Genomic DNA, 23,103 nt, shown 5'->3' on the forward strand with positions numbered 1-23,103 from the left:
TGACCGACTGGAGTAGTGACACCGGTGCGTAGCAGACGTAACGGCGACGATGAGAACTGTGGGTGGTCGGTGCGACGAGCTGGCCGTCCGGGCAGCCAGCGGCCTGTCTGCTTCATCGTCGCTGCCCCCTGTAGCCCTTCTGAGCGCAGAAGTGCGGTGGATTTGATCCGCTCGCACTGGTCAAGTCGTCCGGTGCTGCATAGCTGTTGTGCGCTGCAGATGCTGCGGATATTGATGACAAATCTGGACAATCGCTCTACTGGCAAAACGAAGACGCGACCACATTCGTTGGCTGGCCGACCGCCGTTCGTCAAGAGGAGTGCACGTAGGTGTTGGATGGCCCAGGATTTCACGTCGATGTCGACGCGGTCGACGAAGCCGCCCGTGGAGTACGGGAGAGCGTGCAGGACCAGCACCAGTTCGAGCTGCGGAGCTTATGTGGCGATGCCGGCGTCTACGGCCATACCGGCCTGCATGACGTGCTGATGGACTACTGCGACAGGTGGAGCGGCGGCCTGGATACCCTCACCGACGACGCTGGCGCGATCGGCGACGCCTTGACCAAGGCCGTAGAGGCCTACCGAGCCATCGACGAAAACGCCGCTCGCGCCCTGAGCGGCGATCCCGGTGCCGGAGCCGTCGACGGTGACTGAACTCGGCAAGACCCACGATCCGACCGCGCTGATTCCAGGCAAACCGGCAGCCGTGGAGGAGAACGCGCGCGTACTCCGCGCGCGAGCCGACCGAGCGACCTGGGCCGGAGAAGGACTGCAGGCCATTGACACGGGATCTTGGGAAGGCCCCGCCGCGCGCGCCTTCCACGACAAATTCTCCTACGAACCCGGGAAATGGTTCGCGGCGGGCGATGCGCTGGAGTCCGGCGCGAGCGTGCTGGAGGACTACGGCAGCACCCTGCGGTGGGCGCAAGCTCAGGCCCAGGAGGCAATCCATCTGTGGGACCAAGGCGACAGCGCAACCCAGCAGGCGCGGGCTGATCATGACACGGCTGTATCCCAAGCCGCAGCCGCCAACCAGCCAGCACCGCCGTTCACCGACCCGGGCGAGAGCAGCCGCCGATCAGCCCAAGACATCCTCGGCCGCGCCCGGGTTCAGCTCGCCGAAGTAGGTGATCGTGCGGCAGAGACGATACGTGCGCAGACCGCAGCGGCACCGGAGTCATCCAGCTGGCTGGACGACCTCGGGCACTTCGTCGCCGACGTCGGCGGCCACCTGCTCAACGGCCTGGCCTCCTTCGGCTCGGCGATTCTCCACCATCCCGGTGATCTCATCGAGGCCGTGGCGGGCATCGGGCTCACGATCGCCAGCTCGGCCGGAGAAGGATTCGGCATTGTGCTCGACGCGACCGGTGTCGGTGCTGTCGTGGGTGTTCCGGTCAACGCCGTCTCTGCGGCGGGCATGGCTGCCGGCGCTGGCCTCGCGGCACAGGGCCTCGCCACGATGGCGGTCAGCGCCGCAGGTGAGGATCATGTCGAGCCGTACAGGACCGGCCGCGGGGGCGACGGAGACGGCGCGACAACCGGTTCGAGCGGCGGCGGGAAGCCGGTCGGATCGCATGAGCTGTCGCCGAGCCAGCAGGCCAACCTCGGCCGCTACGAGAAGAAGCTTCCGGCAGGAGCGGAGACCACGAAGATCACCCAGCTCGAAGACGGGTCGATCCAGTTCGAAAGTCGAGTTCCCGGCCGGGTACCCGGCTCGTCGGCCACCTACACGAAAGTGGTGGCCGAGGACGGCTCGACGGTCGGGTACACGAAAACAACTAGACTGCCCGATGGCTCCATTGCCCACGTCAAGGACAAGATGCCGAGATGAACGAGCACGCCACGCCCAAGGAACAGCGAGTGGACGCGCTTCGCGACCTGGTGCAACGCCGCAGGCCCGTCCGAGATGCGCTCGCCGTACTCGCTGGGCACACGTGGGACAGCGACGTCGAACTGGTCAACCTGACTCGTACTGACGCAACACGCGTGCTTCGGGACTACCTGTCCGGCGCGCTGAGCGCTGAGGAGGCACAGCGCTGGGCGGAAGCGCTCGAGGTGCGTGACGATATCGGCCGCGAGCAGGGCTTCGAAGACGAGCTGACCGAGTTCGTCTTCGAGATGGCAACCCCGGAGGTTGCCGGGACCCTCACGGCGCAGCGAGCGCAGCAGTGGCTCGATGCCTTCGGCGGGAATGGTGCAGAAGACTGCCGCAGTTGATCTGTCGAGGGGGACCGGGCCGTACTGCGGCGCTCCTCGGGCCACTCGACTCGCTCCGCGGGGCGAATCTGCGGAAACGCCCAGATTGCGCCGCAAGCCTGCAGCGGCCGAACCACGACAGATTGCGACACGATTCGCGTGCAGGCGCCGGGTCTAGAGGGCTGCGAGTTCACCGCGACGAGTCTTGACGACACAAAAAGTGCTCACTGTGCGTGACTACTTATGTAAACCTGCGCCCGTCCCTGCCGGCAGGGACGGTATGCCTTCGGGGTTAATACCGACATGGTCAGCTGCCAGTGTCTGTAGCGGTACGGCAACGCGAATGCTGGGCTGCACCGTGTCTGACGTCCCGGTTGCCCGCGTGCAAGCATTCGGAGGGCCACCGAAGGGCATTTCGGCTTAACCGGCTCCGAGGCACAGGAATGACCGACGGAAGGGGTCGATTGCGATCGCTTCGGCGAGTGCCTGAGCAGGGCGCTTTCCGCCGGAGAGGGCCCGGCAGTAGTCGTCGATCGCGACGGCGGAGGCGATGTCGCCGACCCGGGATACTGGCGCGATGGCTGTGCGCGCCCCGGCGTCCAAGAGCACCCCGGCAAACCCGACTGGGTCGTCGCCGCGCCGGAGATGACTCATGGAGAGCTCGCATGAGCTGAAAACAACTTTGTTGCGGCGGCGGTCGCAGGCGGGACATTTCATGTCCGAACAAAGCGCCGTCGGCCAATTCGAGCCGAGAGAACAAAGCGTTTTCCGGCTCGTTGGCGCCGTGGGCAGCGATGTGCACGAGCGTCGCACCTTCCATGGCATGCAACACCGACTCTACGCTCGCTGCAGTGCCGGTCAGTTTCGTCGCCATCGGATGATGTGAAGTCAGTTTGTCTAGTTCGCCGCGGGCGCCGGCAAGCTCCGGTCCACGGACAAGTACGGCCTCGCCAGATCGCAGTAGGTTGACCCGTTCAGCATCGAACCACATTGCCGCTGATGACGCGACGACCGTGGGTCGCCCTTGCAAGCCCGATAGCACGCCCCACGGGTGCCCGAACCCCTCGATGTCCGCCACCACGATCAGATGATGCCGCGAACCCGGCCTCAATTCCACGAATGCCCGCCTTTCCCTCCCCGTGCCGTGAGAACGCGTGATCTGACCAGGGTCTCAAGAACCAGCCGCCTGGGTAAGCGCCACAAAGGGTTGCGTGAAGCAAAGCCTCATATCGGTCCTGCGGCTACAGGATCTCGGCGACCTGGCTGCTTCTGCAGGTGTATGGCGCCGGCTCTCACCGGTCCGGTCGCGCGGTCGTCCGAGCTCGGATCGTGGTGCGCCGGTGACCACGGCTGAGGTCGAGTTGTCGCCGCGCGAGGAACAGGTATTGCGGATGGTGCTGCAGGGGAGCGGGTGGTCACCATCGAGCGACGTGCCCGGCGCTCCCGGCCGAGCAGCTGTCCGGAGTCTGTACAACTCGTTCAGCGTTCGGGGCCGGTGATCGACTGGCCGTCAGGCTCGGTGGATGGCAGATCCAGTCCGGGTGCGGAGGCTGACCGATCATGAAGGTCAGCGGTTGCGGCAGATCGTGCGAAGAGGAACTGCTCCGCGGTGCGGCTGCGCCGGGCGATGGTGATACTCGCGTCAGCCGGCGGGAACACCGTCCCGGCGATCGCGCGGCTGGTCCGGGGCGACGAAGACGCGATCCGCGGTGTGATCCACCGGTTCAGCGAAAGGGCGGAGCTGGCAGTGCTCGTCGTCCCGCCCGACGTCGCCAGGCGGCTCGCGGCGGCCGAGCCCGCTGCCGCCGAGAACTTTCCTGCCGAGGATCCCGCCGGTGGGCACGAAGATGGACACGCTGACGGGGGCCATGAGCTGAGCCGGTGTCAGCAATGGTCGAGCGAGACGGTCTCGGCCGCGTCGGTCGGTGAGCGCCCGTAACCCGACGGTCGGCACAGTCTCCGCGCATGCGTCACCAACCGCCGCACGACGGTCGAGGACATCGACCTGATCATCGACCGTCGGCGGGGACGCCGTCGCCGAACGGGGTCGGCGAGTGCCTATCATCGTGAGGTGGCAAGTTCCAAGACGTCGGCGCGTGGCGAGGCCAAGACGACCGTGAGCCCGGGCGCGGTCCGGGACGCCGCGCTGACCCTGTTCGCCGAACGGGGCTACCACGGCACCGCGCTGAGCCAGATCGCCGAGGCGCTGGGCATCCGCACGCCGAGCTTGTACAACCACATGAAGGCCAAGCAGGACCTGCTGCGCGACATCATCCTGGAAACCAGCGAGCAGGTGTGGGCGGAGCATGAGCAGGCGGTGCACGGGGTCGGCGACGTCGTCGAGCGCCTGCGCCGGACAGCGCGCGTCTACGCGCTGCGGCACGCCACCCACCGGCGCGAGGCGCTCATCGTCAACCGGGACGTCGCCAGTCTCGAAGAGCCGGTGCGCTCGGATGTGCTCGAACTGCGGCGACGTCATGCCCACGCCATCCGGGACCTGATCGAAGAGGGTATCTCCGCGGGCCGGTTCACGGAGGAGGAGCCCACCCTGGCCGCCTTCGGCATCCTCGAGATGTGCGTGAGCATCGCCAGCTGGTTCCGCGAGGACGGGCCGCAGTCCGCCGAAGCGGTCGCCGAAACCTACAGCCGCTACGCGCTCCGCATTGCCGGCCTGAGCTGACTGAGGCGTTCCGGTCGGCCAGGCGTCCCGACTGACCCTTGTGCGCGCTTGAGGTTGGCGCTAGTCTCACGAAACTAACGAGCATTAGTTAGTAACGTCAGGAGTGCTCATGCTCAAAGTCGAGCTGATCCGTCCCGTGCCGCAGTTGCTCGCCGAGCAGGCCGAGCGGTGGGGGGACAAGATCGTTTTCCGCGACGACCGCCGCTCGGTCGGCTACCGGGAGCTCGCCGAACGCACCCGCCGGGTGGCCGGTCACCTCGTCGCCGGGGGAGCTGCCCGGGGCGATCGCGTGCTGATCTACCTGGACAACGGCGCTGACATCGCCGAGGCCTACCTCATGACGACCCGGGCCTCGCTGGTCGGGGTCTGCGTGAACGCCGACGCCGCCCCCGCCGAGATCGAGTACATGTTCCTCGACTCCGGCGCGTCGGTGATCATCACGGACCGGGCCCACGTGGCGCACGCGCGCGAGCTCGCCCGCACCCGGGGGGCGACGGTGCTGGTGGTCCACCCCGGCCGGGTCGATGACGCGCGGTCCTACGAGGAGCTGGCCACCTCCGAGCCCGCCGGGCCGCCGCGGGACGACCTCGGCCTGGACGAGGTCGCCTGGATGCTCTACACGTCCGGCACCACCGGCCGGCCGAAAGGCGTGCTGCTGACCCAGCGCTCGTGCCTGTGGGTGGTGGCAGCCTGCTGGGCGCCGATCGCGGGTCTGTCCGAAGAGGACGAAGTGCTGTGCCCGTTGCCGCTGTTCCATTCCTACGCGCTGGTCCTGTGCGTGCTCGGCGTGTTCGCGACGGGAGCGACCGAGCGCATCATGACCAGGTTCTCGCCGGCTCGGGTGTTCGACCTCCTGGCCGAGGAGAAGTTCACCGTCCTGCCCGGGGTGCCGACCATGTTCCAGTACCTCGTGCACGCCGCGCGGGAGCGCACCGTCGACCCCGGCGGGCTGCGGCTGTGCCTTTCGGCGGGCGCGATCCTGCCGGCTGCCCTCAACGCCGAGTTCGAAGCGGTGTTCGGGGTCAAGCTGCTGGAGGGTTACGGCATCACCGAAACCTCGACGATGGTCACCATGAACACCGTCGACGGCGGGCGCGTGCTGGGTTCGTGCGGGCTCCCGATGCCCGGGGTCGGGGTGCGCCTGGTGGATCCGGTGACCGGCGAGGACGTCGGCGTGGACGAAGAGGGTGAGCTGTGGGTGAGCGGGCCGAATGTCATGCGCGGCTACCACAACCGCGCCGACGCCACCGCCGAAGTGCTGGACCACGGCTGGTACCGGACGGGAGACCTCGGACGGCGTGACCCCAACGGGTTCGTGACCATCAGCGGCCGGACCAAGGAGCTGATCATCCGCGGCGGGGAGAACATCTACCCCGCGGAGGTCGAGGCCGTGCTGCTGAAGTCCGAGCAGGTCCGCGACGCGGCCGTGGTGGCGCGCGAACACCCCGACCTGGGCGAGGTGCCGGTGGCGTTCGTCGTCGCGGAAGAGCCGGGGAAGCTGGACGTCGGCGCTCTGCTGGGCGGCTGCGCCCGGGAGCTCTCCAAGTTCAAGATCCCGGCCGAGGTCGTCGAGATCGAGGCGATTCCCCGCACCGGTTCCGGGAAGATCCAGCGGTTCCTGCTGCAGAAGCGGCTGACGGCGCCCGCCGGGTGAGACGCGGGTGCTGTTGACCCGGCATCGCGCTGCCCGTAGCATACAAACTAACGTTAATTAGTAAGGTGGTCCCCGTGGAGCTCTCCAACACCTTCACCGTGAACCTGCCCGTCGACGACGCGTGGAAGGTGCTGACCGATCTGCCGCGCGTCGCGCCCTGCCTGCCGGGAGCCTCGCTCCAAGGCGTCGAGGACGACGTGTACCGCGGCTCGGTGAAGATCAAGGTCGGTCCGGTCTCGGCGCAGTACCGCGGCACCGCGCGGTTCGCGGAGAAGGACGACAAGGCGTACCGCGCGGTGGTCCGCGCCGAAGGCAAAGACACGGGCGGTCAGGGCAACGCCGCGGCGACGGTGACGATGAGCCTGGCCGAGCAGGGCTCCGGCACCAAGGTCGACGTCCGCACCCAGCTCGACCTGTCCGGCCGGGTGGCCCAGTTCGGCCGCGGGGTCATCTCCGATGTCACCAACAAGCTGATCGGGCAGTTCGTGCGGCGGCTGGAGGCCGAGTTCGCCCCCGGCGCCGCGTCCACCGACGGCCCGCCGGTCGCCCGGACGACGCCCTCGAGTGAGGACGTCGAAGCTCTCGACGTGTTCTCCGGCATGGGCGGCCTCATCGCCAAGCGTGCCCTGCCCGTGGTCGGCGGCCTGGTGGCCCTGCTGGCCGGGATCCTGCTCCTCCGCAACCGCGGTGGCCGCCCGGGCCCGGCGCCGGCCGGTCCGCCCGTCGTGCTCAACCTGTCGTTCCCGGTCCTGGCCGGCCGGGCCAACCCCGAGGAGACCGTCCGATGACCGACGAGCTGATCCGCGAACCCGCCCTCTACATCGGCGGCGACTGGGTCGCCGGGCACGGCGAGGACAGCGAGGTCGACAACCCGGCCACCGAAGCGGTCACCGGCGTGGTGACCCAGGGCTCGGCGTCCGACGTCGAGCAGGCGATCGAGGCCGCGCGCGCCGCGTTCCCGAAGTGGGCCGCGACTTCCGTGCGGGACCGCGCCGCCGCGGTGCGCCGCCTGCACGACGTCATCGCCGAGCGGGCCGACGTCTTCGCCGGCCTCATCACCCGCGAGCAGGGCTCGCCGCCGCCGGTGGCGCGGAAGCTGCACGTGGACGTACCGGTCGCGGTCATCGCCCGCACCGCCGACGCGCTGGAAGAGTTCCCCTTCCGCCAGAACCGCGACAACTCGGTGATCCTGCGCGAACCGGTGGGGGTGGTCGCCGCGATCACGCCGTGGAACCTCCCGCTGCACCAGGTGATCGTCAAGGTCGTCCCGGCGATCGCGGCCGGCTGCACGGTCGTGCTCAAGCCCGCCGCCCTGACCCCGCTGGCGGCTTTCGAGCTGGCGCGCGCTTTCCAGGCCGCCGGGTTCCCGCCCGGCGTGCTCAACCTCGTCACCGGTGGCGGCCGGGTGGTCGGGGACCTGCTGTCCCGCCATCCCGGCATCGACCACGTGTCCTTCACCGGGTCCACCCCCGTGGGCCGGCAGGTCGCCGCGGCCGCGGCCGAGACCGTCAAGGGCGTCACCCTCGAACTCGGCGGGAAGTCGGCGAGCGTCGTGCTGTCGGACGTCTCCGACGAGCTGCTGGCGAAGGCGGTCAAGGTGACCGTCGCGAACTGCTTCCTCAACGGCGGGCAGACCTGCACGGCGCTGTCCCGGCTCATCGTCCCGGCCGCCCGGCTGGCGCAGGTGGAGGAACTGGCCGCCGCCGCGGCGGCGAAGTACGTCCCCGGACAGCGGCTCGGCCCCCTGATTTCCGCGGGACAGCGCAAGGAAGTCCAGAGCTTCCTCGAGCCGCAGGGCGCCAAGCTCGTCACCGAGAACCTCCCGCTGCCCGACAAGGGGTACTTCGTCACCCCGGCGGTGTTCAGCGAGGTCGACCCGGCGTCGCGGCTCGCGCGGGAAGAGATCTTCGGCCCGGTCCTGTCGATCCTGCCGGCCGAGTCCGACGACCACGCGATCGAGCTGGCCAACGACTCGATCTACGGGCTCGGCGGCGCGCTGTGGCTCGGGGACAGCGATCGCGCGCTCGACTGGGCGGCCCGGATCCGCACCGGCCAGATCGACGTCAACGCGGCGCCGTTCAACCCGCGTGCGCCCTTCGGCGGCTACAAGCAGTCCGGCATCGGCCGGGAAATCGGCGACTTCGGCATCGAAGACGTCCTCGAGACCAAGGCGGTGCAGCTGTGACGGACGGATACCAGGTCGAGGTCGATGCGCTCGTGCTGCGCTCGCCGGACAAGCCGATGGCGGTCGAACGCATCCGGCTGCGTGACGTGGGGGAGGGCGACATCCGGGTCCGCATCGACGCGACCGGGGTGTGCCACTCGGACCTTTCCCTCGCCCGCGGAGTGCTCGCCCAGCAGCTGCCCGCGGTACTGGGACACGAAGCCTGCGGAACCGTGGTCGAAACCGGCTCGGGCGTCACGGATCTGCGTGCAGGCGACCGCGTCATCCTGCTGTGGATCACCCCGTGCGGCCACTGCGTCAGCTGTGCCCGCGACGAGCCGCACCTGTGCGTCACCGGCTCGGCCCGCGGCGCCGAGCCCTACGCGCTCGACTCCGCCGGGGAACCGGTCTACCCGGGGCTGACCGTCGGCTCCTTCGCCGAGCAGACCGTCGTCCCGGCCGCGGCCGCGGTCAAGGTTCCCGACGACATCAGCACCGCCGACGCGGCACTGCTGGGCTGCGCCATCACCACCGGCGTCGGCGCGGTCACCAAGACCGCCGCGGTCACGCCCGGCTCGTCGGTGCTGGTCGTCGGCCTCGGCGGCGTCGGCTTGGCCGCGGTGCAAGGCGCGCGGCTCGCCGGCGCCACGAACATCATCGCCGTCGACCGCAACCCCGACAAGGCAAGCCTGGCCGCCCGGCTCGGCGCGCACCACTTCGTGCCGGCCGACGACGAGACGAAGAAGGCCGTCCGCGCGCTCACCGGCAAGCAGGGCGTCGACTTCGCCTTCGACTGCGTCGGCTCCGCCCGCACGATCCGCGACGCGTGGGGCATGACCCGGCGCGGCGGCACCGCGTGCGTGGTCGGCATCGGCGGCAAGGACGACCAGGTCGGCTTCAGCGCACTCGAGCTGTTCCACTTCGCGCGCACCCTCGTCGGGTGTGTCGCGGGTTCGCTGAACGCCGAGCAGGACCTGCCGCGCTACTTCGACCACATCCGGGACGGCCGCCTCGACCTGGCGGCCATGGTGACCGGCCACGGCAAACTGTCCGATGTGGAGGCCGCCCTCACGGAGATGGCCGCGGGCAAGGGAATCCGCACCCTCGTCGTGCCGGAGGGTGCCCGGTGAAGGTCGGCGCCCTGAGCGTGGAACCCGTCTACGACGGCTACGGCCGGGAACCCGCCCGCGAAGTGCTCACCCGGCCCGGGGTTTCCGACGCCTGGTCGTGCCACGAGCACCTGCTCGACGAGTCGGGCCGGCTGCGCCTGGAGCTCGGCGGGTTCCTCGTCCGGACCGGCGACCGCGTCATCCTGGTCGACGCCGGCGTCGGGACGATCGACAACGACAAGTACCACGGTGGCCGGTTCCTGGAGAGCCTGCGCGCCCTCGGCGTCGATCCCTGGGACGTCACCGACGTCGTGTTCACCCACCTGCACTTCGACCACGTCGGGTGGGCCACGAAGAAGGGCCAGGTCGTGTTCCCGGAGGCGACCTACCGCGTCCACCGGGCCGACTGGGCCCACTTCGTGGAGAGCCCCGACGCCGACCCGGGCGCGGTGCGCAAGCTCTCCCCGCTCACCGAGCGGCTGGAGACGTTCGAGCACGACACCACCCTCGCGCCGGGGTTCGACGTCCGCCACCTGCCCGGGCACACCCCGGGCACCGCGGTCTACGTCGTGTCGAGCGAGGGTGAGCGGGCGCTGCTGCTCGGCGACGTCGCGCACGCCCCGGTCGAACTGACCGATCCCGCCTGGGAAGCGGTGTTCGACCTCGACCCGGTGGCCGCGCGCAAGGTTCGCGCGGACCTCGTCGGGGCCGTCACCGACCAGCCCGACCTCCTCGCCGCCGCGCACTTCCCTCCCGGCCGGCTGATCACCGTGGACGGCGAGCGCCGCTTCACCCCACTCGAAAAGGAATGAGCATGGATCTCCAGCTCCGCGGTAAGAACGTCCTCGTCACCGGCGCCGGGCAGGGCCTGGGACGCGCGATCGGGCTCGCCTTCGCCGGCGAAGGCGCCAACGTCGCCTTCCACTACAACTCCTCGGCCGACGGCGCGGAACAGGGCGCCAAGGAAGCGGCCGCGCTGGGCGTCAAAGCGATCGCCGTGGGTGCGAACCTGCAGGACGGCGAGTCCGTGACGCGGGCCGTGGCCGAGGTCGCCGAGCAGCTGGGCCCGATCGACGTCCTGGTCAACAACGCCGCCGCGACCCAGAGCAAGCCGTTCCTCGAGACCACCGAAGAGGACTGGGCACCGCAGATCGGGGTCACGGTGGCGGGCACGCTGCGCGTCACCCAGGCCGTGGCCCGGCAGATGGCCGAGCACGGCGGCGGCTCGATCGTCAGCCTGATGGGCGACTCCGGCCGGGTCGGCGAATCGCGGCTGCTGGTCACCGCGACCACCCGCTCGACCACCGTCGGCCTCACCAAGTCCCTGGCCAAGGAGCTGGCGCGGCACGGGATCCGCGCGAACGCCGTCTCGATCGCGCTGGTGCGGACCGAGAGCCTCGACGCCCACACCGGCAACGCCGACGAGGCCAAGATGAAGAAGATCCTCTCCGCGTATCCCTTGCGCCGCTTGGGCACCCCGGCGGACATCAGCCCGACCGTCCTGCTGCTGGCCTCGCCGCTTTCGTCCTGGACCACGGGACAGATCGTGTCGGTCAACGGCGGATACACGATGCCATGACGACACCCGAGAAGACCCACGACGCCGAGCCCGCGGTCGGCCGGACCGTCCGCCGCAAGGAAGACGCCCGGCTCATCACCGGACGCGGCCGGTACGTCTCAGACCTGCAGCTGCCGAGAATGCGGCACATCGCCTTCCTGCGCAGCCCGTACGGCCACGCCCGGATCAAGGCGGTCGACACCTCCGCCGCCGAGGGCGCGGCCCGGGCGGTGTTCAGCGGCGACCACCCCGCCTTCGCGGCGATCGGCCTGCGCGCCCAGTCCGCGCTGCCGTCCTATGTGGAGACCGAGCAGCCGATCCTGGCCCGGGAGAAGGTGCGGTTCGCCGGTGAACCGGTCGCCGTCGTGGTGGGCGACGACCGGTACCAGGCCGAGGACGCGCTCGAGCTGATCGACGTCGACTACGAACCGTTGCCGGCCACGGTCACGGCCTGGGCGGAGCCGGCCGCGCCGTTGCACGCCGACGCGCCCGACAACGTCCTGCTGGAACGCACCTTCGACACCGGCGAGGTGCCGGACGCCTTGGCGGGGGCGCACATCGTGGTCGAACGGGAGCTGATCACCAACCGGCACGCCGGCAACCCGATGGAATGCCGGGCCGGGGCGGCGGTCTGGGACGGCGAGCGCCTGACGTTCTGGTCCGGGACCCAGGTGCCCCACATCGCGCGGAACATGCTCGCCGAACTCCTGGGCGTCCCCGAGGGCACCATCCGCGTCATCGCGCCCGACGTCGGCGGCGGCTTCGGCGTGAAGGCGGTCCTCTACCCCGAGGACGTCGCCGTGTGCCTGGTGGCCCGGCAGATGCCCGGCGTCCCGGTGAAGTGGGTCGAAGACCGTGCCGAGCACCTGCTCGCCGCGACCCACGCCCGTGACCACCGGTACCTGGTGCGGGCCGGGTTCGCCGCCGACGGCGCCCTGGTGGCCCTGGACGCCGACGTGACCTGCAACGTGGGGGCGTACTCGGTCTACCCCTGGACGGCGGGGATCGAGCCGCTGATGGCCGGCGGGCTCCTGTCCGGGCCGTACCGGTTGCAGCACTACCGCTGCACCGTCCGCGGCGTCGCGACCAACACGTCGCCGTCCGGGCCCTACCGTGGGGTGGCCCGGCCCGCGAGCGTCTTCGCGATGGAGACCCTCCTCGACGACGCCGCCGTCCGGCTGGGACTGTCGAGTTTGGACATCCGGCGGCGCAACCTCGTCACGCCCGAGGAGATCCCGTACCGGATGCCGTCCCGGCTGGTCGACGACTCCGGCTGGTACGGCGAGTGCCTGGAAAAGGCGATCACGACGATCGGTCACGAAGACTTCCTCGCCGAGCAACGGCGCCGGCGCGCGGCGGGGGAGAACCCGATCGGCCTCGGGATGGCTTGCTACAACGAGCTCACCGGCCTCGGCCGGGCCGCGTCCGCGGGTCCGCGGATGCCGTTCCGCACCGGCCACGACGCCTGCACGGTGCGGGTCGACCCCGACGGCCGGGTGACCGTCCTGTCCGGGGTGACCTCACAGGGCCAGGGCCTGGAGACGACCGTGGCGCAGATCGTCGCGGACGCCGTGGGCGTGCCGTTCGACGACGTCGAGGTGCGCATCGGGGACACCAACGAATCCCTGTGGGGCTTCGGGGCGTTCTCGTCCCGGCAGGCGGTCATCGGCGGCGGCGCGGCACACCGCGCGGGCCACGCCGTCCGCGAGAAGATCCTCAGGCTGGCGAGCGAGCTGTACGAGGTCGGCCCGGCCAACCTGGAAGTCGTCGCCGGCGAAATCCGGGTCACGGGCGACCCGAAGCCGCTCGGAACGCTGGCCGAAGTGGCCCGGGTCGCCTACCTGGAGTCCAACCGGCTGCCGAAGGGCATCGAGCTCGGGCTGGAGGCCACGGAGTTCTACGACCCGGTCCGCGGCGCGTTCGCGGCCGGTGCGCAGGCGGCCGTCATCGAGGTCGACCGGGCGATGGGTGCGCTGAAGATCCTCAAGTGGGTCTGCGTCGAGGACGCCGGGACGGTGATCAACCCGCAGATCGTCGAGGGACAGATCGCCGGCTCCATCGCCCAAGGCCTCGGAGGCGCGCTGTACGAGCACCTGATCTACGACGAGGCCGGGAACCTGTCCACCGGCACGCTGATGGACTACCTGATGCCCACCAGCGCCGAGATCCCGGACCTCGTCATCGACCACGTGTCCCATCCCGCGGACAACCCGCTGGGGGTCCGGGGAGTGGGGGAGGGCGGCACCCTCGGCCCGAACGCCGTGCTGGCCGGGGCGATCGCCGACGCCCTCGGCGTGCGGATCACGCACCTGCCCCTGACACCCGCCACGGTCTGGGAGGCCTTGCGATGATCACCACCGAGGAACAGGACGGCGTCGGCCTGATCGTGCTCGACCGCCACGGAAAGCGCAATGCGCTCGACGTCGAACATCTCGAAGGGCTGCGTGCCGCGGTCGAGAAGCTCGCCGGCTCGGCCCGGGCGATCGTCGTGACGGGCTCCGGCACCAGCTTCTGCGCCGGCGCCGACCTCCACGGCGTCTACGGCGACGGCTTCCGGACAGCGCTCTACGCCGCGCTGCGCGCGATCACCGCCGCGCCCGTGCCGGTGATCGCGGCGGTCAACGGCCCCGCCATCGGTGCCGGCACGCAGCTCGCGATCGCCTGCGATCTGCGCGTGGCCGACGGCACCGCGGTCTTCGCCGTCCCGACCGCGCGCAACGGCCTCGCCGTGGACCCCTGGACCGTCCGCCGGCTCGCGCTGCTCGCGGGCGGGGGACCGGCGCGGGCGATGCTGCTGGGCGCCGACCGGCTCGACGCCCGGCGAGCGCACGCGTGCGGCCTGGCGGACCGGCTCGGGCCGGTCGCCGACGCGATGACGTGGGCCCGCGAGATCGCGGAGTTCGCGCCGTTGTCGCTGCGGTACGCCAAGACCGCGCTGGAGTCGCTGTTCGAGCCGCGGCCGCAGGAGCCGCGACTGGACGAGCTCTTCGAATCCTGCTGGAGCAGTGAGGATTTCGCCGAAAGCCGGCGTGCCCACGCCGAAAAGCGCGCCCCGCGGTTCCGAGGGCGCTGAAAGGTCCGTCATGAAACCCGCACCGTTCGACTACCACCGGGCCACCAGCGTCCGGGACGCCGTGCAGGCCCTCGCCGACGCGGCCGGCGACGGCAAGATCATCGCCGGCGGGCAGAGCCTGGCGCCCGTGCTGGCGCTGCGCATGGCCCGGCCCAAGGTGCTCGTGGACATCAACCGGATTCCCGGCCTGTCCACGATCGTGCCCGTCGACGGTGCCGTCCGGATCGGCGCGCTGGTCCGCCACGCCCGCCTGGTCGAGCAGACCGGGCACCCGATGCTGGCCGAAGCCGCCCGGTGGATCGGGCACACGGCGATCCGCTCCCGGGGCACCAGCGGCGGCAGCATCGCCCACGCCGACCCCGCCGCCGAGCTGCCGGTGGTCGCCGCGGCGCTGGAAGCCACCATTCACATCGCCGGCCCGCGCGGCACCCGCACGAGCTCCGCGGCGGAGTTCTGCACCGGCGCCCTCGAAACCACGCTCGCCGAGGACGAACTGGTCACGGCCGTCGATATGCCGGTACCCCAGCGGTGGGGATTCGCGGAATTCTCCCGCCGGCACGGCGACTTCGGCCTGGTCACGGTCGCCGCCGCCGAGGTCGCCGGGCACTGGCGGATCGCGGTCGGCGGGGTCGGCAGCGTCCCGTTGCGCGTCGAGGAAGCCGAACGGCTGCTCGACGCGGGCGCGCCCGTGGAGCAGGTCGCCGCGGCGGCCGCGGCCGCCACGTCACCGAGCTCCGACATCCACGCCTCAGCCGACTACCGGCGCGCGATGACCGCGGAGTTCGTCCGCCGTGCCCTCGTCCAGGAGAAGGAGCGTGTCGCAGCATGAAGGTCGAATTCACGGTCAACGGCGATCGCCAGGACGTCGACGTCGAACCGCGGCGCACCCTGGCCGACGCTCTGCGCGAGGACCTCGGGCTCACCGGCACCCACGTCGGGTGCGAGCACGGAGTCTGCGGCGCGTGCACAGTCCTGGTCGACGGCGAGCCGGTTCGCGCGTGCCTCATGTTCGCCGTCCAGGCGGAAGGATCGTCGGTCACCACGATCGAAGGCATGGCCGGCCCGGACGGCACCCTGCACCCGCTGCAGGAAGCGTTCTCGACCCACCACGGGCTGCAGTGCGGCTTCTGTACCCCGGGCATGCTGATGTCCGCGCTCGACCTGCTCAACCGCGAGGAGCGGCCGTGCCGGGCACGGATCCGCGAAGAGCTGTCGGGCAACATCTGCCGCTGCACCGGTTACGCGGGCATCGTCGACGCCGTCGAGGCCGCGGCGAACGAGCTGGCCACCGGTCCGGAGCCGGCGTGAACTGCCGCGGCGTCGTGCTGCGGCTGCGCGACCGGCCCGCGGCCGAGCTGCGGCGCACCTGCGAAGTACTCGACGAAGCGGGCTGCCACACGATCTTCTTCGAGGAGGACTTCACGTCCTGCGCCGCCGCGGCCGTCCTGACCGAGCGGGTCCGCGTCGGCTGCCTGACCACCTCCCGCGACGCACCGCTCGTGGCGGATGCCGCCGAAACCCTCGACTACCTCAGCGACGGCCGTTTCATCCTCGGCGTAGGGCCGTTTTCCGGCGGCGACGGTCCCTACAGTGACCGGGCCGCGGCCGAAAGGGTGCTCGAAGAGGTGCATGCGCGGGTGCCCGGGCTTCCGGTGCTCGTGGCGGATGCCGACGACGTGGTGACACCGTTGACGAACCGGCTGCGGACCGTGGACGAGGCGGCCGCCTGGCTCGCCGCGGTGACGCCGTGACCGACCTCCGCCCGGTCGTGAGCGAGAGCGTGGTGCTCGATGTCGCCCTGACCCTCTTCGCCGAGCGGGGATTTCACGGCACCGCCTTGAGCCAGATCGCCGAGTGCCTCGGCATCCGCACCCCCAGCCTGTACAACCACATGCGGTCCAAACAGGACTTGCTGCGCGCGATCGTGGACGAGACGACGGCGACCGTGCTCGAGGAGTTCCACCACGCGACCGCCGACGGCGACTGGGAGACGCGGCTGCGCGAGGCCACCCGGGTCTACGCGTACAGGCACGCGACCCACCGGCGCGAGGCCTTGGTGGTCAACCGCGACACGGATTCACTCGACGAGCCCCACCGCAGCCACCTGCAGAGCCGGCGCCGCGAGCATGAGCACGCCTTCCGGGCGATCATCGCCTCGGGAGCCGCGTCGGGAGCTTTCCGCGTCGACTCGCCGGCCCTGGCCTCGTTCGCGATCCGGGAAATGTGCGTGAGCATCGCCCGGTGGTTCCGGGACGACGGCAAGCTGTCCGCCGCCGACGTCGCGGCGCAGTACGGCGGTTACGCCCTGAGCATCGCAGGCGCGCCGGTGTTCTGACGCTCTGTTCTGCCCGTTGCCTGCCGAGCCCGCATGGTCATCTTGTCGAGCTTGCCCACCGAGGTCTTCGGGATCGTCTCGACGTGGACGAACGCGTCCGGCACCCAGTAGCGCGGGTACTTCGCGCCGATGTAGTCCGTCAGCTCGTCGTCGGAGACGTCGGCGGACGGCACGATCCAGGCCACCGGGCGTTCGTGCCACTTCTCGTGCGGCACGCCGATCACCGCGGCCTCGTCGACGGCGGGGTGCAGCATGAGGTGGTTCTCGAGCTCGATGGACGAGATCCACTCGCCGCCGCTCTTGATCAGGTCCTTGGAGCGGTCCTCGATCCGGAGCGCGCCGGCGGGGGAGATGACCGCGACGTCGCCGGTGCGGAGCCAGCCGCCGTGGAAGGACACGGACGGGCCGGTCGCACCGAGGTAGGCGCCTGTCACCCACGGGCCACGGGCTTCGAGTTCGCCGATCGTTTGGCCGTCCCAGGGCAGTTCACGCCCGATGTCGTCGACGATCCGGATCTCGAACAGCGGCAGCTGCACGGGCCCAGGTACACGACGTGAATCTCTCCGGCAACTACTACTGCGCGCGGGCCGCCGGACGTCACATGCTCGAGCAGGGCTCCGGTTCCATCATCACCGTCTCGTCGGTGCACGCACGAACCGGGTTCGACCGTGTCGCCGCCTACGCCGCCAGCAAGGGAGGGGTCGAGGCGCTCAGCCGTGTCCTCGCCGTCGAATGGGCGCCTCGCGGCGTGCGGGTGAACGTGCTCGCCCCGGGGTACTTCCACACCGACCCGTCCGAAGGACTGGTGACGAGCAAGGGGGGCGAGCGAATCCTGGCCCGCATCCCGCAGAACCGGATCGCGAGCCCGCCCGAGCTGGGCGGCGCCGCGGTCTGCCTGGCTTCGGACGCCGCCGCCTACACCACCGGGAGCACGCTCACCGTCGATGGCGGCTGGACCGCCTGAGGAGTCCGCGAACGATGGCCTTCCCGGTCGAGCCGGACATCCGCTGGGAGCCGAGGCGTGTTCGGCGGATGCACTCGGCACGGGGTCGTGCCCAAGCAGGCGCGACCCCGTGCTGTTGCCGTGCGTACCACCGGACATGTCCGGGCGGCCCCGGTTGTGCTCACCCAGGACAGGCCGCTACCGGGGCGCGGTAAGCGACGCGGCGGTGAGCGCACCGTCCACCCGCCGCGGGATGCGGAGGTCGTTCGCATCGCGCAACTCGGTTGGCAGCACCGCGTCGGGCACCGATTGGTAGGCGACCGGGCGCAGGAACCGGCGCATCGCGGTGACGCCGACCGAGGTGTGCACCGAAGTCGTCGCCGGGTACGGGCCGCCATGGTGCTGGGCCCAGCCGACCGTCACGCCGGTCGGCCAGCCGTTCCAGATGACGCGGCCGGCCCGGGTGGTCAAGGTGCGCAGCAGGGCCGGTGCGACCGGGTCACCGCTCGGTTCACCGTGCACGGTGGCGGTGAGGTTGCCCTCCAGCAGGTCCACCGCGGCCGGCAGCTCGGCGTCGTCGGTGTAGGTCACGATCAGCGCGAACGGCCCGAAACACTCGACGAGCAACTGCCCGGAACACCGGGCGAGCTCCGTGGCGGTCGTGTTGACCAAGACCGGCCGGACGACCGACTCGTCCGCGGCGTCCTGCTCGGGGACGCTCAGCGGCCGGACCGCCGGGTGGGTGGCGAGCCGCGCGGCCTCGGCCCGGAACGCGGTGCCGATGCCCTCGTGCAGCAACCGCATCGGCGCCGTGGCCGCCTTGGCGGCGATCAGGTCCTCCAGCCCGTACCCCGCAGGGATGAACAACACGCCCGGTTTGGTGCAGAACTGGCCGGCGCCCAGCGACATCGACGCCAGGAAGCCGTCGGCGATCTCCTTGCCGCGGACCCGGGCGGCTTCGCGGGTGACGAACACGGGATTGAGGCTGCCCAGCTCCCCGTAGAACGGAATGGGGGAGGGCCGGGCCGCGGCCAGGTCGGCCAGTGCCCGTCCGCCCGCCGTGGAGCCGGTGAAGGCGATGGCGGCGATCCGGGCGTCGGTCACCAGCTTGCGCCCGTTCTCCATGCCGTGGACCACGGCGAACGTGCCCTCGGGTGCGCCGGCGGTCCGCAGGGCGTCGACGACCACCCGCGCGTAGGCATCCGACAGCCGGGGCTGGGCGGGGTGGGCCTTCGCGACCACCGGGCACCCGGCGGCCAGCGCCGCGGCGGTGTCGCCTCCGGCCAGCCCGAAGGCGAACGGGAAGTTGCTCGCGCCGAACACCGCGACCGGGCCGAGCGGGATCAGCATGCGCCGCAGATCCGGGCCGGCGCGGTCGATGATCGCCTCCAGCCACGAGCCTTCCTCGACGGCGTCGGCGAACATCTCGAGCTGCCCGGCGGTCCGTTCGACCTCGCCGGTGAGCCGCGGCACGCCGAGGGAGCTGTCCGCGTCGGCCGGCGGCACCAGCTCGTCCGCCTGCGCGCGCAGCGCACCGGCGACGACGCGCAGCAACCCGGCGCGCTCGGTCAGGGTCATCGCCGCGAGCACCGGGGCGGCCGTCTGAGCTGCCGTCAGCACCTTTTCGTACTCCTGGCAGGGGGTGTCCGCGGTCGCGGGGGCAGGCATCATCGCTCCTCTTGCTCGCCGAATGGCCGGAAGTTTCCGGCTGCACGGGAATCCGTGGCTCCTCACGATCACCGGCGGTCCACCGGAACCGGTACCTCCAGCTGGAGGTACCGGCGTCGTGGCGCCCCGGGTGAGCATCGATCCATCGCGGCGACCCGCGACCTCGCTGAGGAGGACAGTTTTGCTTCATTCCGCAGTTCTTTCCCGGTCTGCCGGGGGTGCTCGATGACCGGCCGGGCGGCCGGACCGCTCGCCGGAATCCGGGTGCTCGACATGACCAGGCTCGCTCCGGGCCCGTACGGCAGCATGCTGCTGGCCGATCTCGGCGCCGAGGTGATCGCGATCGGCGGCGGCCGGTCCGGCCTGCCGGTGCCGGCGCTTTCCCGGGGCAAGGAATTCGTCACGCTCGACCTGAAGACCACCGAGGGCCGTGCCGCCCTGCACCGGCTGGTCGCCGAGTCCGATGTGGTCATGGAGGGCTTCCGGCCCGGGGTGGCCGACCGCCTCGGCGCGGGGTACGCGGAGCTCAGTGCGCTCAATCCGCGCCTGGTCTACTGCAGTGTCACCGGCTACGGCCAGACCGGCCCGCTCTCGCAGCGGGCGGGCCACGACATCAACTACCTCGCGATCGGCGGTGCGCTGGGCACCTTCGGGCCGGCCGGGAGCCCACCGGTGCCCCCGCTGAACCTGGTCGCCGACTTCGCCGGTGGCGGCCTGCTCGCCGCGTTCGGCATCGTCGGTGCGCTCTACGAACGAGAGCGCTCCGGCCGCGGGCAGTACCTCGACGCGGCCATGGTCGACGGCGTGCTGTCCATGATGGGCATGAACTTCACCGACTGGGGCCGGGGTGCGCTGCCGCGGCGCGGCGAGGGTGTGCTCGCCGGGGCGATGCCGGCCTATCGCTGCTACGAGTGCGCCGACGGCCGGTACGTGGCGGTCGGCGCGCTGGAGAACGCGTTCTTCGCCAACCTCTGGCAGGCACTCGACCTGGGTGCGGTGCCCGACCACTTCGACCCGGCGAACTTCGCCGCGATCGAGGCACGGCTGAGCGACGCCTTCCGGCAGCGCCCGATGGCGGAGTGGACGAAGTTCTTCGCCGACGTCGACGCGTGCGTCACGCCGGTTCTCGAACCACACGAGCTGGCCGGGTTCCCGCAGATCGCCGAGCGTTACGAGGGATTCGCCCCGCAGTCCGTGCCGGCGGTGCCGGTGTTCTCCCGGACCGCCGCGGCGCCCGGGCCGACCGACACCGCCGACGCGACCGAGCGGGTGCTCGCGCGGTTCGGCCTCTCCGCCGAGGAAGCGGGCCAGGCGGCGGGCGCCCGCGACGGCAGCGCCGTCACGGGCCTGCGCTGGCCACCGATGTGAACCGGTACTTCGAAAAGCCTTGAGGAACAGGAAGAACATGAACACCGAGTACGAGGACTTCCGGGCGAGTGTGCGCCGGCTGGCGGCGGACAAGATCGCGCCCCACGCGGCGGACGTCGACGACAAGGAGCGGTTCCCCGAGGAGGCCTGGGCCGCGCTGCGCGCGGCGGACCTGCCGGGCCTGCCCTACGACGAGAAGCTGGGCGGTTCCGGCGCCGATCTGCTCTCCCAGGTGATCGCCGTCGAGGAGGTGGCGGCGGCCTGCGCCAGCTCCGCGCTCGTGCTGCTGGTCAACTGGGCGGGAACGTCCACTGTGGTCAGTCATGGCTCCGACGAGCTGCGCGCCGAAGTGGTGCCGAAGGTCGCCGGTGGCGAGGTGGGCGCCGCCTGGTGCATGACCGAACCGACCGTGGGCTCCGACCTGTCCGGCATCCGGACCGCCGCGACCCGGGATGGTGGCGACTGGGTCCTCAACGGCCAGAAGCGGTTCATCAGCAACGCCCCGTGGGCCGAGTGGTACGCCGTGCTCGCCCGGACCGGGGAGAAGGACTTCGGCGTCTTCATGGTCCACAAGGACGACGCCGGGATCTCCTTCGGCCCGCACGAGAAGAAGATGGGCATGCGGGGCAGCCCGACCACCGACGTGGTCCTGGAGGACTGCCGTGTCCCCGGCCGGCGTGTCGTGGCCGATCCGACGCAGGGCTACCGCTACATCAACGGCGAGCTCAACGTCAGCCGGGCCCTGATCGCCGCGCAGGCACTCGGAATCGCTCAGGGCGCCTTCGACGCCGCCGTCGCCTATACGTGCGACCGCCGGCAATTCGGGCAGGCATTGTCCCGGTTCCAGCTGCTGCGGGGGATGGTCGCCGACATGGCGGTGAAGATCGAGTCCGCCCGGGCGCTGCTCCACGACGCGGTCGCGCTCATCACCGCGGGCGACCCCCGGGCGCGGTCCCGGGTCTCCATGGCCAAGCTGCTCTGCAGCGACAACGCGATGTCGGTGACCACGGACGCCCTGCAGCTGCACGGCGGCTACGGGTTCATCCGCGACTACCCGGTGGAACGCATGATGCGCGACGTGAAGATCACCCAGATCTACGAGGGGACCAACCAGATCCAGCGGCTGGTCATCGCGAAGGACGTCTACGCCGGGCAGGTGCGGTCGTGAACCGGGTACTCGACGGAATCCGCGTCCTCGACCTCGGCGAGATCATGCAGGGGCCGCTCGCGGCGCAGGTGCTCGGTGACTTCGGCGCCGACGTGATCAAGGTCGAGCGCGGGATCGGCGGCGACATGATGCGGTCGCTGGACCGCGAGTCGGCGGAGGCGGAGGAACCCTGCTCCTACTTCGTCGCGGTGAACCGGAACAAGCGCAGCGTCTCGCTCAACCTCAAGACCCGCGAGGGCATGGACGCGCTGCACCGGTTGCTGGCGCAGACCGACGTGCTGGTGCACAGCTACCGGCCGGCCGCGGTGCGCAGGCTCGGCCTGACCTACGAAGAACTCGCCGAGCGCTACCCGAAACTCGTCTACGCTTCGGCTTCCGGCTTCGGCGAGAGCGGACCGTACGCGCACAAGGCGGGACAGGACATGCTCGCCCAGTCGCTGAGCGGCATGGCCCGCACCGTGGGCGACCCGAACCTGACGGCGCACATCCTGCCGGTTCCCGTGGTCGACTACGCGTCGGGAATGGCGCTGGCACAAGGGATTCTCGCCGCCCTGCTGGAGCGTGAACGGTCCGGCCGGGGCCAGCACGTGAGCGTCAACCTGCTCGACACCGCGCTGGCGCTGCAGACGCTGGAAAGCGCGTCACTGCTGATGTACCAGCGTGAGACGAACTGGGTCACCGACTGGTACAGCGGGATCTTCGAGACCGGTGACGGCATGGTCACCGTGCTCGGGCTGTTCCGGGAGAACGCACTGCACCTGGTGTGCAAGGCGCTCGAGGTGGAGGACCTCAGCCGTCGCCCCGAGTTCGCCACCGCCGAACTGCAGGCCCGCAACAAGGACCAGGCCAACGAGTCCCTGCGGGACACCGTCCGCTCGCTCACCACGGACGAGGCGATCGCGCGGTTCGACGCCGCCGATCTGCTCTCCGCGCCGCTGCTGACGCTCGAGGAGGCACTGGCGCACCCGCAGGTGCTCGAGAACGGCACGATCACCCAGGTCGAGGTCGGCGGGCGGCGCACGACCCGCATTCTCGGCAACCCGGTCAAGCTGTCCCGGACCCCGGCCACGACCAGGCGGGGCGTCGCCGACGTCGGCGAGCACACCGAACCGGTACTGCGCGAATTCGGCTTCACCGACGACGACCTCGCGCGGTTGCGCGCGAGCGGAGCCGTCCGATGAGGACGAG

The 23,103-nt window shown here is 70.6% G+C and carries 24 protein-coding genes and 1 pseudogene; 21 read left to right on the forward strand and 4 right to left on the reverse strand.

Annotated features, from left to right (window positions below; genetic code table 11):
* Positions 1-329: 329 nt before the first annotated feature.
* From ACZ7OU_RS48190 to ACZ7OU_RS48200, 3 genes are read left to right on the forward strand one after another with little or no spacing between them, the layout of a single operon-like run.
* The gene (locus ACZ7OU_RS48190) at positions 330-653 is read left to right on the forward strand and encodes a hypothetical protein (RefSeq protein ID WP_470260444.1); all 324 of its coding nucleotides are present in this window, start codon (positions 330-332) and stop codon (positions 651-653) included.
* Entirely contained in the window at positions 646-1,830 is a 1,185-nt protein-coding gene (locus ACZ7OU_RS48195; RefSeq protein ID WP_470260445.1) for a putative T7SS-secreted protein, read from the forward strand. Before ACZ7OU_RS48190 ends, ACZ7OU_RS48195 begins: the two co-directional genes overlap by 8 nt.
* Entirely contained in the window at positions 1,827-2,216 is a 390-nt protein-coding gene (locus ACZ7OU_RS48200; protein ID WP_470260446.1) for a hypothetical protein, read from the forward strand. The genes ACZ7OU_RS48195 and ACZ7OU_RS48200 overlap by 4 nt, the downstream gene beginning before the upstream one ends.
* Before the next feature lie 399 nt (positions 2,217-2,615).
* Here ACZ7OU_RS48200 and ACZ7OU_RS48205 read toward each other — a convergent pair whose 3' ends face one another.
* Both ACZ7OU_RS48205 and ACZ7OU_RS48210 read right to left on the reverse strand, forming a co-directional pair.
* Positions 2,616-3,020, reverse strand: coding sequence for a CHAT domain-containing protein (locus tag ACZ7OU_RS48205; RefSeq protein ID WP_470260447.1), 405 nt, complete (start codon positions 3,018-3,020; stop codon positions 2,616-2,618).
* Positions 2,956-3,186 (reverse strand): annotated as a pseudogene (locus ACZ7OU_RS48210) (hypothetical protein); the annotation flags it as partial. The gene ACZ7OU_RS48205 and the pseudogene ACZ7OU_RS48210, both read right to left, overlap by 65 nt.
* A 618-nt stretch (positions 3,187-3,804) precedes the next feature.
* Between ACZ7OU_RS48210 and ACZ7OU_RS48215 the strand changes: the two are divergent.
* The 14 genes from ACZ7OU_RS48215 to ACZ7OU_RS48280 all read left to right on the forward strand — a co-directional run bounded on the left by ACZ7OU_RS48215 (position 3,805) and on the right by ACZ7OU_RS48280 (position 16,768).
* On the forward strand, positions 3,805-4,134 hold the full coding sequence (locus ACZ7OU_RS48215; protein WP_470260448.1) for a hypothetical protein: 330 nt from the start codon (positions 3,805-3,807) through the stop codon (positions 4,132-4,134).
* Positions 4,135-4,266: 132 nt separating this feature from the next.
* Positions 4,267-4,875: a TetR/AcrR family transcriptional regulator gene (locus ACZ7OU_RS48220; protein WP_470260449.1), complete on the forward strand. Its 609-nt coding sequence runs from the start codon at positions 4,267-4,269 to the stop codon at positions 4,873-4,875.
* Between the two features lie 109 nt (positions 4,876-4,984).
* Positions 4,985-6,529 (forward strand): class I adenylate-forming enzyme family protein, encoded by a 1,545-nt coding sequence (locus ACZ7OU_RS48225; RefSeq protein WP_470260450.1) that lies wholly within the window; start codon positions 4,985-4,987, stop codon positions 6,527-6,529.
* A 74-nt stretch (positions 6,530-6,603) separates the two neighbouring features.
* Entirely contained in the window at positions 6,604-7,317 is a 714-nt protein-coding gene (locus ACZ7OU_RS48230; RefSeq protein ID WP_470260451.1) for an SRPBCC family protein, read from the forward strand.
* Positions 7,314-8,714: an aldehyde dehydrogenase family protein gene (locus tag ACZ7OU_RS48235; protein WP_470260452.1), complete on the forward strand. Its 1,401-nt coding sequence runs from the start codon at positions 7,314-7,316 to the stop codon at positions 8,712-8,714. Before ACZ7OU_RS48230 ends, ACZ7OU_RS48235 begins: the two co-directional genes overlap by 4 nt.
* On the forward strand, positions 8,711-9,823 hold the full coding sequence (locus ACZ7OU_RS48240; RefSeq protein ID WP_470260453.1) for a zinc-binding dehydrogenase: 1,113 nt from the start codon (positions 8,711-8,713) through the stop codon (positions 9,821-9,823). Before ACZ7OU_RS48235 ends, ACZ7OU_RS48240 begins: the two co-directional genes overlap by 4 nt.
* On the forward strand, positions 9,820-10,614 hold the full coding sequence (locus ACZ7OU_RS48245) for an MBL fold metallo-hydrolase (protein WP_470260454.1): 795 nt from the start codon (positions 9,820-9,822) through the stop codon (positions 10,612-10,614). The genes ACZ7OU_RS48240 and ACZ7OU_RS48245 overlap by 4 nt, the downstream gene beginning before the upstream one ends.
* A 2-nt stretch (positions 10,615-10,616) precedes the next feature.
* The gene (locus ACZ7OU_RS48250; RefSeq protein WP_470260455.1) at positions 10,617-11,381 is read left to right on the forward strand and encodes an SDR family NAD(P)-dependent oxidoreductase; all 765 of its coding nucleotides are present in this window, start codon (positions 10,617-10,619) and stop codon (positions 11,379-11,381) included.
* Entirely contained in the window at positions 11,378-13,711 is a 2,334-nt protein-coding gene (locus tag ACZ7OU_RS48255) for a xanthine dehydrogenase family protein molybdopterin-binding subunit (RefSeq protein ID WP_470260456.1), read from the forward strand. Before ACZ7OU_RS48250 ends, ACZ7OU_RS48255 begins: the two co-directional genes overlap by 4 nt.
* Positions 13,708-14,433 carry an enoyl-CoA hydratase gene (locus tag ACZ7OU_RS48260; protein WP_470260457.1) on the forward strand — a complete coding sequence of 242 codons (726 nt, stop codon included), beginning with the start codon at positions 13,708-13,710 and terminating at the stop codon, positions 14,431-14,433. Before ACZ7OU_RS48255 ends, ACZ7OU_RS48260 begins: the two co-directional genes overlap by 4 nt.
* A 10-nt stretch (positions 14,434-14,443) precedes the next feature.
* Complete coding sequence (locus tag ACZ7OU_RS48265; protein WP_470260458.1) at positions 14,444-15,262, forward strand: FAD binding domain-containing protein; 819 nt, start codon at positions 14,444-14,446, stop codon at positions 15,260-15,262.
* Entirely contained in the window at positions 15,259-15,741 is a 483-nt protein-coding gene (locus ACZ7OU_RS48270; protein WP_470260459.1) for a (2Fe-2S)-binding protein, read from the forward strand. Before ACZ7OU_RS48265 ends, ACZ7OU_RS48270 begins: the two co-directional genes overlap by 4 nt.
* A complete protein-coding gene (locus ACZ7OU_RS48275) occupies positions 15,738-16,184 on the forward strand; it encodes an LLM class flavin-dependent oxidoreductase (protein WP_470260460.1) in 447 nt (148 codons plus the stop codon). The genes ACZ7OU_RS48270 and ACZ7OU_RS48275 overlap by 4 nt, the downstream gene beginning before the upstream one ends.
* Positions 16,181-16,768, forward strand: coding sequence for a TetR/AcrR family transcriptional regulator (locus ACZ7OU_RS48280; protein ID WP_470260461.1), 588 nt, complete (start codon positions 16,181-16,183; stop codon positions 16,766-16,768). The genes ACZ7OU_RS48275 and ACZ7OU_RS48280 overlap by 4 nt, the downstream gene beginning before the upstream one ends.
* Here ACZ7OU_RS48280 and ACZ7OU_RS48285 read toward each other — a convergent pair.
* On the reverse strand, positions 16,732-17,304 hold the full coding sequence (locus ACZ7OU_RS48285; RefSeq protein ID WP_470260462.1) for an AMP-binding enzyme: 573 nt from the start codon (positions 17,302-17,304) through the stop codon (positions 16,732-16,734). The two genes, ACZ7OU_RS48280 and ACZ7OU_RS48285, sit on opposite strands and share 37 nt — an antisense overlap.
* Before the next feature lie 17 nt (positions 17,305-17,321).
* Between ACZ7OU_RS48285 and ACZ7OU_RS48290 the strand changes: the two genes are divergently transcribed.
* Positions 17,322-17,732, forward strand: coding sequence for an SDR family NAD(P)-dependent oxidoreductase (locus ACZ7OU_RS48290; protein WP_470260463.1), 411 nt, complete (start codon positions 17,322-17,324; stop codon positions 17,730-17,732).
* A gap of 177 nt (positions 17,733-17,909) precedes the next feature.
* Here ACZ7OU_RS48290 and ACZ7OU_RS48295 read toward each other — a convergent pair whose 3' ends face one another.
* On the reverse strand, positions 17,910-19,379 hold the full coding sequence (locus ACZ7OU_RS48295; protein WP_470260464.1) for an aldehyde dehydrogenase (NADP(+)): 1,470 nt from the start codon (positions 19,377-19,379) through the stop codon (positions 17,910-17,912).
* A 225-nt stretch (positions 19,380-19,604) separates the two neighbouring features.
* Here ACZ7OU_RS48295 and ACZ7OU_RS48300 point away from each other — a divergent pair, with 225 nt between their 5' ends.
* From ACZ7OU_RS48300 to ACZ7OU_RS48310, 3 genes are read left to right on the forward strand one after another with little or no spacing between them, the layout of a single operon-like run.
* The gene (locus ACZ7OU_RS48300; RefSeq protein WP_470260465.1) at positions 19,605-20,747 is read left to right on the forward strand and encodes a CaiB/BaiF CoA transferase family protein; all 1,143 of its coding nucleotides are present in this window, start codon (positions 19,605-19,607) and stop codon (positions 20,745-20,747) included.
* A gap of 37 nt (positions 20,748-20,784) precedes the next feature.
* Positions 20,785-21,915: an acyl-CoA dehydrogenase family protein gene (locus tag ACZ7OU_RS48305; RefSeq protein WP_470260466.1), complete on the forward strand. Its 1,131-nt coding sequence runs from the start codon at positions 20,785-20,787 to the stop codon at positions 21,913-21,915.
* Positions 21,912-23,096, forward strand: coding sequence for a CaiB/BaiF CoA transferase family protein (locus tag ACZ7OU_RS48310; RefSeq protein WP_470260467.1), 1,185 nt, complete (start codon positions 21,912-21,914; stop codon positions 23,094-23,096). Before ACZ7OU_RS48305 ends, ACZ7OU_RS48310 begins: the two co-directional genes overlap by 4 nt.
* Positions 23,097-23,103 lie beyond the last annotated feature (7 nt).

This window comes from Amycolatopsis sp. NPDC114505, from assembly GCF_055633615.1.